Raw genomic sequence first — 12,585 nt, forward strand, 5'->3', positions numbered from 1 at the left:
GCCGTCAGTAACTCGATAACTACCTAATTATACCGACTACTGCAATCAAAATCCCTAGTTTTGTGTTAGCCTGGTATCGCATGATCTACGACAACCACAACCGCCCCATTACGTATCTTCGGCTGGCCGTAACCGACCGCTGCAATCTGCGGTGCTTTTATTGCATGCCCGAAGAAGGGATAAAGTACCTGCCCAAACATCAGGTGCTGACCTACGAAGAAATGGAGCGGCTTGTCCGTGTGCTGGCTCAACTGGGCGTTCATAAGGTACGTATCACGGGCGGAGAACCGTTTGTACGGTCAGGATTGATGGGGTTTATGCAGCGGCTGGTTGCTATTGAAGGATTGACGGATCTGTCCATGACCACCAACGGCGTTCTGACCGCTCCACACGTAGCCGAACTGGCTAGTCTGGGCGTCCGATCGGTGAATTTAAGCCTGGATACACTGGATCGGGAGCGTTTTCGGAAGATTACCCGTCGCGATGAGCTGCCTGCTGTACTGAAAACGCTGGACGCTTTGTTGGCTGCTGGTATTCAGACAAAGATCAATGCGGTGGTCATGGAAGGGCAAAACATCGAGGATTTGATTCCTTTGGCTGATTTAACGCGTACGTTGCCCGTTGACATGCGCTTCATTGAAGAAATGCCGTTCAACGGCGAAGGGAGCCATTATCCGGTACTGCACTGGACACACCGACGTATTGTTGAGGAGATGCAATCCCGCTTCCCAACGCTGCAAAAACTTCCTGATCCGCCCTTTTCAACTTCGGCAACGTACCAGATTCCGGGCCATCAGGGCACAATCGGTATCATTGCAGCTTTCAGCCGGACGTTCTGCGGCACCTGCAACCGCATTCGCCTGACTGCGCAGGGAACCTTGAAAACCTGCTTGTATGACAATGGCGTGCTGGATGTTCGGGCTATGCTTCGGGCAGGTGCGTCAGACGAAGAACTAACGGCTGCCTTCCTCCGGGCATTTGCCCATCGCCCCGCCAACGGTTTCGAAGCCGAAAAACAACGTAGCGTTGTAACGGAATCCATGGCAACAATCGGCGGCTAGATTTCCGGTAAAAGGATAATCTCTTCATCTACCCGAATTTGCCGGCAACATGCGTTGTGTTTTCCTCCTATCTTTGTCAGTCACCTTCTTTTGAGTCATGCAAAACCTTAAGATAGCGACAGCACAATTCGAAAACGCCAGCGGAAATAAAGCGTATAACCTGCAGGTAATTAACCGATTGGCCGCTCAGGCAGCACAACAGGGCGCTCAGGTAATTGCCTTTCACGAATGTTCCATTACGGGCTATACTTTTGCCCGACATCTGTCGGAAGAGCAGATGTTAGCCATCGCCGAGCCTATCCCTGACGGCGAAAGTGTTCAGAAATTAATTCAGATAGCGACGGAGCATAACATTGCCATTCTGGCGGGTCTATTCGAGAAAGATGAACAAAACCGGCTGTTTAAAGGCTACGTATGCGTCGATAAAACGGGTCTTATTGCCAAATACCGCAAACTCCATCCCTTCATTAATCCGCATCTGCTCCCCGGCGATCAGTACGTAGTTTTTGATCTGTATGGCTGGAAATGCGGTATTCTGATTTGCTACGACAACAACATCGTTGAAAATGTGCGGGCAACAGCCTTGCTCGGCGCGGATATTATTTTTATGCCGCACGTAACGATGATGACGCCTTCCACTCGTCCCGGCGCTGGTTTTGCCGACCCCCAACTATGGTACAATCGGGAAAACGACCCAACTTCGCTACGTCTGGAGTTCGATGGTTTGAAAGGGCGGGCCTGGCTAATGAAATGGTTACCCGCCCGCGCTTACGATAATGGCATATACGTTGTTTTCTCGAACCCTATTGGCATGGACGATGACCAGCTTAAAAACGGCTGCTCGATGATCCTGGACCCGTTTGGCGACATCATTGCCGAATGCCGCGAGTTGGGTGACGCGATCGCCATAGCCACCTGCACTCCCGAAAAACTGCAACAGGCAGGTGGATACCGCTACCGCAAAGCCCGACGGCCAGATTTATACAAAACGATTCTTAGTCAGGATCATACGCCTGAACAGAAAGTCGTCTGGCTTAATCCTGACTCGCACGAGTAGCCGCGTATTACCAGCGTATCAAAGCTGGAATGCCTTCCAAATACTCGTTGGTAAACAACGTATCAACATCCATGTGCTGAATCAGTTCGCCCTGTTTATCGGTCAGCATCCGGTTGCGAATCATCCAGTTAACAAACGACAGCCAGATCGATCGGTGCATGAATCCCCAATGGCCGTCTCCATCCAGGTAATAACTGGATACCATCTGCTGGCTCTGCTCCACAAAATTGCGGTTTGTTAAGGTCGGATGGTTCGCTGTTTTCATGAGAATCCGGGCGGCTTCATCCGGGTTTTTAATCGCAAACCGGAAACCGGCGGCCGTTGCTTCCAGAAAACGACGCAGCACATCTCCATTCTTGTCAATCCAGTCGCGGTGGGCCGTCAGAACGGGGTTATAACTATAGGGAATTTCGTATTCGTCGAACAGAAATTGGTTGAGTTCAATGCCATCAATATCCGCCTTTACCCCTTCCCAGGTCAGCCAGAACCAAGCCGCGTCAACTTCATGCGTCAACAAAGCCTTCCAGATTCCCGACCAGCCGACTTTATGCGGCACAAACTGCCCGCGTCCACCGTCATTCTGAATCATCTGCCGGATGAGGTCTTCTTCGTAGCGAGCACCATAGGATGCATACACCTTTCCATCCAATTCCTTCGGCCGATCAATTCCACTTTCCTTCAGGGTTACGATGGCACTAATGTCGCGCGCCAATAACGTAGCGACCCCCACCAATGGAACCCCATTCGTCTGGTAACTGATCACACTTTCAGAGGGTGTAATAGCCAGATCTGCATCATTCTGGGCGACACGCCGGGCGGGCATTTTTTGATAATTTTCCTGATCGGGAGAAATTACCTGAACATCCAGACCAGCTTCTTTATAGGCTCCCTTCGACAGAGCGACGTAAAAACCAGTGTGATTGGTATTAGGCGTCCGGTCGAGTGCTAAGCGGATTGTTGTATTCATGCGTTACGCTAATGTTACGGTTTTTTTAACAACCCAATAAAGGGAAAGTTTTTTGAAAACAGATAGAATCTACTCCTAGCATACTATTTATACTTATTGATTTATTTACATAGGCTAACAAACCGCTGATCGACTACCAAACGGTCTTTCGCAAGCTAATATAAGTCCCAACAGCATTGGAATATAACTGCCCAAAATCAGCCGCTGCGGAAGCTGTGACCAAAGCTCCACCCAGCCAGGATACGGGTACGCCGACCTGCACCAGCGACGACCACTGTTTGGGCGTTCCGGGCAAAGGCTCCTGCGGTACGCCATAATTCAGGCTATAAGAAATTTTTGCCGTTACCTTCATTCGATGCGCTACGGTTGCCTGCATTCCTACGTGTGCCACCTGAACCCGGTTATTATTGACTGTCCAGTGGCTATTGGTTTGATTTTCAGGCTTAACATCTTTCTTCTGGGTAATAAACGACGTACCAATCACCCGGTTTTTATAGGTCCAGCCTTCCCGATACTGTTGGTTATTAAAATAATTATCCGCTCCGAATATGTGGTTGTACGGATCATAAATCGGCCCGCTCTGGTTCAGCGTATTCAAAAATTCAATCAAAAAATCGTCTACATGAAAGCCCGACGTACTGCGCCTGACGGGTTGAATTCGAATCCCGCTTAGCCCATCCGGTACGTTCTTGAAAAACATTCCCGACGAATCCTCAAAACCATGCTGATGATAAAGAAACAGCGTTGCGGCTGGCAACTGCAAATTGAAACCAAAATCGATGCTGCCCAGGTGGTTGCCGTATAGATTCGTATAGTCGAAGGACGTAACGCGCGGATTGTTCAGCCCGTCTGTCCGGATAGCAAACAGTACGTTCGGAAAATCGCGTAACTGATTCGGTAGCTGCCCATCAACGGCGTAGTGGTAATCCAGCGAATCCGAATGACCCGCCCACTGTACACTATGGTTGATTCCCACAAAAAAGTGGGCCGCTGCCTTTGGCTTGCCAATTCGCACGATCAGCGATTTCTGATGCAGATAGGACCGCTGCATGTAATCGGTATTGGCAAACCAGCCATGCGCAATAAACGCATTGATCGCCAGCCATTTCCGGCGCCCAATCGGTGCAAATCCTTTTGTACCGAATCGAAGCTTGGGAATAGGCAGGGCATTTCCCGACCAGGAATATGAACCGGAGGTAAGCGCGGTATCAACCAACCCAACTACCTCTCGTCGGCGACCCGCCACAAATTCTATTTGCCGGTGCGACAATTTAACGTAGTACTCCGGGACCAGCAGCTGGCTTTCTGTTCCGGCATTCCCCACGGCTTCGGCGGCATAGCTCAGCACCCAGGCCCGGCCAGGCGATTTACGGGCATAAAGTCCCGCTGTGTCTGTTAATAAAACGGCTCCCGCCGTACCGACCCGTAACGTACCGGCGGAGCCCGAAAAGGGAACTACCCCAAATTGATTCGCCCGTAACCAAAACGGGGTCCGGTCGGCCGATGATACCAGGCCGCCTACCTCGACAAAAACCTGATGCTGACTTTTCGTCTGTGCCCAGGCCGGAAAATACCAATTTAATAGCAGTGTAGTAAAGAGGAAAAATTGCTTCATAGGCCCGAAAAAAGGTTTTTAGGAGGCTATTAGTCAGGTGGTAAGCCGTTTTACAAAGTAATCTTATCCGACGAAAAGAATTTCATCTTTCAATGCATTTTCGTATTTCTCTGTATCGAATCGATACAGATAAGGTGCTTTGTGAGCACCGCCCGTTTTACGTTCCTCAAGTCGTTCCAGAATCCCGTAGCCCAGCATCCGCTTCTGAAAATTCCGCCGGTCAAGTGACTGCCCCAAAATTGTTTCGTAAAGCTGCTGCAGATCCGGCATAGTGAACTTATCGGGCAACAAATTATAGCCAATTGGCTGATAGCTAAGCTGCCGCCGAAGCGTTTTCAGCGCCAGCGTAATCATCTCATTATGATCGAAGAGCAGGGGGGTACCTGGCCAACATCCCACCAGCAGCACTCTTCGGTAAAGAAATCGGGAGTGGGCGTTACGTTGGCGAACTCAACCAGTGCGTAGTATCCTACTGACACATCCCGACTGACCAGTTCTTTACTGACATCGTCCGGCAATCCGAGAAGGGTCAGCGTTTCGTCCTTGCTGAAATGCGTATAGCGAACTACGTCGCCGAAGGTGTGAAACTGTTGCAGAAATATCTCGCCCATACCCGTCCGTTCACGCAGGCTCCGGTGCGCGGCATCGTCCATACTTTCACTGTGGCGGATACGGCCACCGGGCAGGCACCAGCAGTCCGTACCCTTCCAGCGGAGTAGCAATACTTTCAGTTGCCCATCGTGAAAACCAAATATGACGCAGTCAATCGATACAGAAGAAAGGTAGTTCGTTTTGAATTCAGTAATAATTCGGTGAAGCTCTTTTTTGTACTCCATAAGGAAATAGTAAAAAACAATATAGTGTGTACAGAATACACAATGGGCAAAATATGTATTATTGTGTAATGAATACGTATCAATCTATGAAACGAAAGTACTTTACATCAACCTCATACCAAACATTTGCCGCCCTTTGCGTAGGTACCATCGGGCTTTGGGCCTATTCTACAAGGCCGTTGACGGCCCCCGGCGATAAACCTGACGAAAATCGCTTTACCAAAGTAGTACTGGCCGAAAAATTGAACGAGCCGCTCGAAATGGCCATTCTGCCTGATGAACGCGTCCTTTTTGTGGAACGCCACGGCCAGATTCAACTTTATTCGCCAGCAACCCAAAAGGTTAAAACGATTGCGACAATCCCTGTCAGCACGAAATATAAGGATAAAGAAGGACACGAAACCGAAGCCGAAGATGGACTGCTAGGGGTGAATATTGACCCTAATTTTGAGAAAAACCACTGGGTTTATTTGTATTACTCACCCGCGGGGTCTGAATCCAAAAATATTCTGACCCGTTATGAACTGCGTGGCGATGAATTAGTGCTTTCTTCTAAAAAGGTGCTGCTGGAAGTGGCGGTGCAGCGTGAACAGTGCTGCCATACGGGCGGCTCTATCGACTGGGATCGTGAGGGAAACCTCTACCTCTCCACCGGCGACAATACCAGCCCACGCGCTACCTTATACGCTCCCATCGACGAGCGCGCTGACCGTAGCCCCTGGGATGCTCAGAAATCGTCGGCAAATACGAACGATCTGCGTGGGAAAATTCTGCGTATTCACCCCGAAGCCGACGGTACGTACACCATTCCAGAAGGAAACCTGTTTCCGAAAGGCACGCCCAAAACACGTCCCGAAATCTACACCATGGGCCACCGGAATCCGTACCGGATTTCGGTCGATAAACATACTGGCTACCTGTACTGGGGCGATGTTGGCCCCGATGCCGGGGTTGATTCGGCAGGTGTTGGCCCGACGGCTGAAGATGAATACAATCAGGCGAAAAAGCCTGGCTATTTTGGCTGGCCGTATTTTGTGGGCGACAATAAAGCGTATAACGACGTCGATTTCACAACCGGCAAGTCGGGCGCTAAATTCGATCCGGCACACCCCATCAACGATTCGCCCAACAATACGGGTCTGCAAGAGCTGCCGCCTGCTCAGCCAGCCATGATTTTTTATCCGGCCGCCGAGAGCAAGAAGTTTCCGATTATGGGCAGTGGCGGACGTAGCGCCATGGCCGGACCAACATATTACAAAGACGATTTTAAGTCGGCCAAACGACCTTTCCCGGACTATTACAACGGCAAAACGTTCCTCTTCGAATGGATGCGCGACATGATTCTGGCGGTTAGTTACGACGACAAAGGCAATATGACCAGTACGGAGCGTTTTCTGCCAAACATGGCTTTTAGTCATCCCATCGACATGGCTTTCGGGCCAAACGGCGATCTGTATGTTTTGGAATACGGCACCGGCTGGTTCCTGAAAAACGATGACTCCCGCCTGGTGAAAATTGAATTCAACGCGGGCAATCGCAAACCGAATGTACAGGTGACTGCCAGCCAGAAAGCGGGGGCCGTGCCGCTGAAGGTAACGCTATCGTCAGAAGGCACTAAAGATTTTGATGGTGATGCACTGACTTACCAGTGGAAAATCTATAATAAGGCCGGTGGTCAGCCAACGGTTCTGAACGAACCCAATCCGGCCTTTACATTTCAGAAACCCGGCCAGTATAAGGCCGTTCTGACCGTAACGGATGCCAATGGGGCTAAGGATTCGCGCGAGGTAGACGTAATAGCAGGCAACCAGCCCCCGCAGGTGGCTCTGGATATTACAAAAGGCAACAAAAGTTTTTATTTCCCCGGCCAGCCGATAGCTTATCAGGTGACCGTAACGGATAAGGAAGACGGTAGCCTGGCAAACGGACGAATTCAGCCAAAGCAGGTGATGGTACGGGCAGCCTACCAGGACGAGGCCAATGCACAGGCGGCCAGCGAAGCCGGGCATAAATTTTCGGAAGCTACGTATCTGGGAACGGGCAAGGTTCTCATGGAAAAAAGCGACTGTAAAGCGTGCCATTTCACGGACAAAAAATCAGTTGGGCCCGCCTTCGTCGACGTAGCAAAGCGGTATAAGAGCGACGCCAATGCCGTGGCCAGCCTGTCGAACAAGATCATTAAAGGGGGAGGAGGTTCCTGGGGCGACGCGATTATGACGGCGCATCCACAATTGACGTCGGACGATGCCGGAGAAATTGTGAAGTATATTCTCACCTTGTCCGACAAGCAGGTAGCCGCACCCTTGCTGCCCGCAAAAGGCACCTATACGCCCGATAAAAATGAAAAGGGGAGTCTGGTTCTACAGGCATCTTACAAAGACAAAGGCGCTAATGGATTACCAGCGCAGGCAGGTGAGCAGGTCATCGTGCTGCACAACCCACTGGTATCGATGGGATCGAGCAATAGTCAGTCGAAAGGGATTACCCTGTTCAAAATGGGCACACAGCCTCATCCACTGGTAATCGTTATGGGGTCGGATACGTATGTGCAATTCAACAAACTCGACCTGACGGGCATTCGGGCCATGGAATTTGCCGTGGCGGTTCCAAAAGCACAACTCATTGCTGTAGGCGGACGTATCGAAATCCGGCTCGACTCACCAACTGGCCAGCTCATTGGCCAGACCGAGGAGCTTTTACCTAACGAAAGCAAAGACCCCGCCGACCTGTTCAAGCCGAGCATCGCCAGGGTAACGGTTACCCCAGCCGCTGGCCAGCACGATCTGTATTTCGTCTTTAAAAACGAAAAAGCGGGCAAATCACCGCTGTTTGTACCCGTTACTGTCGAATTTATTCAATAACATCTCTGTCCTGTGCGCGGATGCCGCGCTCCTTAACTAACCACTGCGGGTAATTCCCTGCTCTATAGCCCATGAACCTGTCTCGTCGTCTTTTTCTGAACCAACTTGGCCTGGCTACCGCTGGTGCGAGCCTGTCCTCCGTATTACCAACCTCAATGTTTGCCGATATGAGCGCGAAAAAATTCAGCTTCGACATATCGCTGGCTGAATTTTCGTTTGCCGCCGAGCTGATGTCAGGCAAAATGAAAAACATGGAGTTTCCGGCCCGTGCGAAAAACGAGTTCGGTATCAATGTACTCGAATACGTTTCGATGTTTTTCAACAACAAGCATACTGATCAGGCATACCTGAAAGAACTGAAGCAACGCTGCGACGATCTGGGCATGAAGAACAACCTCATTATGGTCGATGGGGCAAACATCGCCGATCTGGATGCAGCCAAGCGTCAGCAGGCCGTCGAATCGCATTATTCCTGGGTCGATGCTGCCAAATACCTGGGTTGCAGCTCAATACGGGTCAACCTTGGGGATACGTCCAAAGCTATATCGGGCACGCCCGACGATCCGGCAGAAGAAGCCGCCAAAGCAGCGGCTGACGGCTATCATAAACTGCTCGAATATGCGGCAAAGTCGAACATGAACGTCATTGTGGAAAATCACTTCGGCAACTCCACCGATATCGACTGGCTGGTAGGCGTTATGAAGCAGGTAAATATGCCTAACGCGGGCTTACTGCCTGATTTCGGTAATTTCTGTCGGCAACGTAGCAAACCCGAAACCAACGATATCAAAGGCATAATGGGCACCAAATGCATCAAAGAATATGATCGCTACGAGGGCGTAAAAAAGATGATGCCGTACGCCAAAGGTATCAGCGCCAAAACGCACAAATTCGATGCAAAAGGCAACGAAACGGAAACTGATTTCCTCAGGATGTTCAAAATCATTAAAGATGCTGGTTTCAGCGGTTATGTAGGCATTGAATACGAAGGCGGACTGATGCACATGTATAACGCACCAGGCGGCTACCTGGCTACTGCCGATGGCATCCAGGCAACCAAAACTTTGCTCGAACGCGTCCGCACTGAACTGGCCTGACCCGAACCAATCAAAGCGTATGCTACGTAAGGGGTTAAAAATTCTGTTGGGAATCGTTCTTGTTCTGGTTGTACTGGCGGGTGGATTTGTGGTGTTTGACATGTACGTTACGCGTCAGCTTCCCTGGCAAAAACCCGTATCACTGGTCATTAGTCGTGTCAGCTAGTGACCAGTGACAACTTACAACTGACTATATCCGATTAGCTGAATGCCTTTGTCTTTGATAAGTTGCTTCATACGCGGGTTGGTCCAGATATCTGTTACGCCCTGCCGATCGGTAGCAACGTTTTCATAACCAATGTGGTGAATGGCCTGTATTTCCGGCGTATTCAGGCCGGGATGATCGACAAAGAGGTACGTTTTCCCAGGCTCAAGGCTTTCGAGCATTTTCGTGAAACTCATTAGTTTCTCCTCGGGGGTCGCATGAGCGCCTACGTAACTGGTATACGTAACGCCAGCCTCCCGAAGACTCGTATCATAGTGCTTAATGTGGTATTCCTGGGCCAACTTTCTCACCAGAGCAATCACGTCGTCATTTAACGTGGTACAGCCCATATGTCCCGAAAAATGACTTATGCGAGGGATTTTCTTCATCGCCAGTTCGATCTGTGCCCGAAATTCTTTTTCAATATCAGCCAGTTTCCAGTCGTTTTCGACCACCGACTGTTTCGGATAGTTTTTGTTCGGGCGAACCATCGGATAAAAATAGCCATCCGCATCCCGCAGGCTCGGACAATCCGACAGCGGGCGCCACTTAACATTGTCCCATTCGCTGGTCAGGGTTAAGTGAATACCTATGTCGGCATCCGGAATTTGCGTCAGCATCATAACGGCCTCCGGAAACCAGGGCGAGGGTACCAGCACTTCAATCGACTTTTCGATGCCTTCTTTATAGCACTTCAGAATAGCTTCATTGCCCGCGTGCGAATACCCCATATCATCTCCGCGAATAATCAATCGGGGCGAACTGGTTTGAGCGTTCGAAAAATAGGCAGCGGTTAGCAGCGCGCACAACAGCAGAATCGTTCGTTTCATGGGTTATTGGGTAGGTTCAGGATGCAATAGTACCAGCCAGCGGATAATAAAAAAAGCGGCTCAGGGCCGCTTTTTTTGTGCTGTTCAAATCAGCCTTATTTATCATCAAAACTCTGAACCATATTCCGATACATGGTTGTGGCTTTCCACTGCCCGCCCGCAATGATACGTCGAACCGTATAGAGCGGCATCTGGTCATCGCGTTTGTCAGCCAGCGTAAAGGCGGCTGCATACCCCCGCTTCTGGATTTCAGGCAACGCAGGCTTATTCCACAACCCGAACGGATAGGCAAAATACCGGACAGGCTTACCAATAATGGCTTCAAGCTTGGCTTTAGGCTCTTCCAACTGAATTTTCCAGTCTTCGCCCTGGTATTTCTTTACGTTGTGGTGATCCCAGGTATGTGCCCCAATGGTATGGCCCCGATCCGCAAGATCTTTGATCTGGGTTTTATCCATATACGGCTGTTTTCCCCGTCGGCCAATAGCCACTGTCATGATGAAAAAAGCGCCTTTAAAGCCGTGTTTTTCGAGCACCGGCGCGGCCACTTCATATTGATCCAGATCACCATCATCAAACGTAAGCATAACCGGCTTTGGCGGCAGGGGAGCGCCCGTCGTCAGATAGGCATACAGCTGGTCAGGCAAAACGGTATGGTAGCCACTATCGGCCAGCATCTGCATTTGCTCTTTGAAAGCCGCCACCGGAATGATGTAATCTTTCGCACTTTTGGAGTCGCTGGCCCGCCAGTCGCGAACCTGATGGTAGCACAGAATCGGCACCTGCGGCCGGGCCAGAATCGTAGCGGCATCCGCAATTTTACTGGCAGGAATACTGGATGGATCAGGGGCTGCGGCCGCTGTTCCGGCAGTTCCATTTGTGGACTTACCGGCAGAACTCGAATCGGAAGAAGCCGTTTTATCGGAAGTTGACCCTTTCGACTGGCACCCTGTTAAACCGTTGGCAAGTAGAACCGACAGCCCGATAACTGCCGCAAACAATCGTGTATTGGAAATACGCATAATGAATAAATATACCCCAAACTTAAGAAAAACTACGGCGACTCGTAGCTTGATCGGCACTTTATTTCTCCGGAAACATGGCGCGTAAATCCAGCATTTTCTGGTGCATAGCGTCGGTTGTGATCAAGCCCTGACGCGGCCGGTCGAGATCGACGATCAGGTAAATCGCCAGCGCGGTCATGGCCGAAAAACAGATGGCAAGCATCCAGTCGGATTTATCGGCCATGTAGCCAATAATAAAACTACCCACCAGACACAAAGCCATCAGTACGTACAGAATGGAAGCCGGAATCTGGGCCACCAACGTGGCATCACGCGTTGTGACCACATCAATCATGTCGTTCAGAGCCGGAATCATCAGGTTTGCGGGTGTCACATGAGGAGTCTGCCGGGCCAACTCCGTCGCCCTCGACCAGATGGCCGCCGAATACTGATCCGACTGTTTCAAGGCCGCCTGAATCTGGTCGGGATCGACCCCGGCTGTATAGTAGGCAATCCGGGCTTCGACGTACTGACGAAAATCGGCCCGAAATCGTTGGCGGGTTGTGTCCGGATAGAGATCGGCCCGAAGTACAGCCGTACCGATTGCATTAGCTTCCTGAATGATAACAGCCCGCCGGGCATCGTATCGCTCATTAGCCATACTGAACGTAAAAGCTAGCAATAAAGCCAGCAACCCCAGCAATGACCCTTCAATGGTACTGCCGCCTTTTATGTCCGCATCAGGCCCCTGCTCCCGGCGAATCAATCGCAGTCGTAAACCGGCCCAATGAACGGCCAGCATCAGTAGAAAGAGAACGAGGGCGATAACAACCGTGGGCGTTCCGTTGGCGTACAACATGCAGCGATGAGCAGGGTTAGTCGTTGTCAAAAATAGCAAACTTTTGTTTGTCAGACTGTCTCATTTCCAGTGCATCAATGCCAATAAATCGATTACCACCTGACGCTTATCTGGCTAGTTGTACCATGTACTTACTGAAAAAAGTTTCTTTTTTTGCGAGCCAGATTGAAACCCGGCCCTAACTCTGTTATCC

10 protein-coding genes and 1 pseudogene are annotated in these 12,585 nt (G+C 50.5%); 5 read left to right on the forward strand and 6 right to left on the reverse strand.

Going from position 1 to position 12,585, the window contains the following annotated elements; all coding sequences use genetic code 11:
- Nucleotides 1-80: 80 nt before the first annotated feature.
- Nucleotides 81-1,061: a GTP 3',8-cyclase MoaA gene (moaA, locus tag LN737_RS00805; protein WP_405520262.1), complete on the forward strand. Its 981-nt coding sequence runs from the start codon at nt 81-83 to the stop codon at nt 1,059-1,061.
- A gap of 97 nt (nt 1,062-1,158) precedes the next feature.
- Nucleotides 1,159-2,118, forward strand: coding sequence for a nitrilase family protein (locus tag LN737_RS00810; RefSeq protein ID WP_405515356.1), 960 nt, complete (start codon nt 1,159-1,161; stop codon nt 2,116-2,118).
- A gap of 7 nt (nt 2,119-2,125) precedes the next feature.
- Here the strand turns inward: LN737_RS00810 and LN737_RS00815 are convergent, their stop codons facing one another.
- The 3 genes and pseudogenes from LN737_RS00815 to LN737_RS00825 all read right to left on the reverse strand — a co-directional run bounded on the left by LN737_RS00815 (nt 2,126) and on the right by LN737_RS00825 (nt 5,536).
- A complete protein-coding gene (locus LN737_RS00815; RefSeq protein WP_405515358.1) occupies nt 2,126-3,085 on the reverse strand; it encodes an ABC transporter substrate-binding protein in 960 nt (319 codons plus the stop codon).
- Between the two features lie 133 nt (nt 3,086-3,218).
- Nucleotides 3,219-4,700, reverse strand: a complete 1,482-nt coding sequence (locus LN737_RS00820) for a capsule assembly Wzi family protein (RefSeq protein ID WP_405515360.1) — start codon at nt 4,698-4,700, stop codon at nt 3,219-3,221.
- Between the two features lie 63 nt (nt 4,701-4,763).
- Nucleotides 4,764-5,536, reverse strand: a pseudogene (locus tag LN737_RS00825) (NUDIX hydrolase).
- A gap of 86 nt (nt 5,537-5,622) precedes the next feature.
- Between LN737_RS00825 and LN737_RS00830 the strand changes: the two are divergent.
- The 3 genes from LN737_RS00830 to LN737_RS00840 all read left to right on the forward strand — a co-directional run bounded on the left by LN737_RS00830 (nt 5,623) and on the right by LN737_RS00840 (nt 9,660).
- A complete protein-coding gene (locus tag LN737_RS00830) occupies nt 5,623-8,397 on the forward strand; it encodes a PQQ-dependent sugar dehydrogenase (protein ID WP_405515362.1) in 2,775 nt (924 codons plus the stop codon).
- A gap of 71 nt (nt 8,398-8,468) precedes the next feature.
- Nucleotides 8,469-9,494, forward strand: a complete 1,026-nt coding sequence (locus LN737_RS00835) for a sugar phosphate isomerase/epimerase (protein WP_405515364.1) — start codon at nt 8,469-8,471, stop codon at nt 9,492-9,494.
- 19 nt (nt 9,495-9,513) lie between these two features.
- Nucleotides 9,514-9,660 carry a hypothetical protein gene (locus LN737_RS00840; RefSeq protein ID WP_405515365.1) on the forward strand — a complete coding sequence of 49 codons (147 nt, stop codon included), beginning with the start codon at nt 9,514-9,516 and terminating at the stop codon, nt 9,658-9,660.
- Nucleotides 9,661-9,674: 14 nt separating this feature from the next.
- On the opposite strand, the gene LN737_RS00845 is transcribed toward LN737_RS00840, so the two are convergent.
- The 3 genes from LN737_RS00845 to LN737_RS00855 all read right to left on the reverse strand — a co-directional run bounded on the left by LN737_RS00845 (nt 9,675) and on the right by LN737_RS00855 (nt 12,422).
- Complete coding sequence (locus LN737_RS00845; protein WP_405515367.1) at nt 9,675-10,529, reverse strand: polysaccharide deacetylase family protein; 855 nt, start codon at nt 10,527-10,529, stop codon at nt 9,675-9,677.
- A gap of 95 nt (nt 10,530-10,624) precedes the next feature.
- Nucleotides 10,625-11,551, reverse strand: a complete 927-nt coding sequence (locus LN737_RS00850; protein ID WP_405515369.1) for a polysaccharide deacetylase family protein — start codon at nt 11,549-11,551, stop codon at nt 10,625-10,627.
- A gap of 61 nt (nt 11,552-11,612) precedes the next feature.
- The gene (locus LN737_RS00855) at nt 11,613-12,422 is read right to left on the reverse strand and encodes a hypothetical protein (protein WP_405515371.1); all 810 of its coding nucleotides are present in this window, start codon (nt 12,420-12,422) and stop codon (nt 11,613-11,615) included.
- Nucleotides 12,423-12,585 lie beyond the last annotated feature (163 nt).

Origin of the sequence: Spirosoma sp. KNUC1025 (assembly GCF_045160025.1) — a bacterium.
GTDB lineage: Bacteria > Bacteroidota > Bacteroidia > Cytophagales > Spirosomataceae > Spirosoma.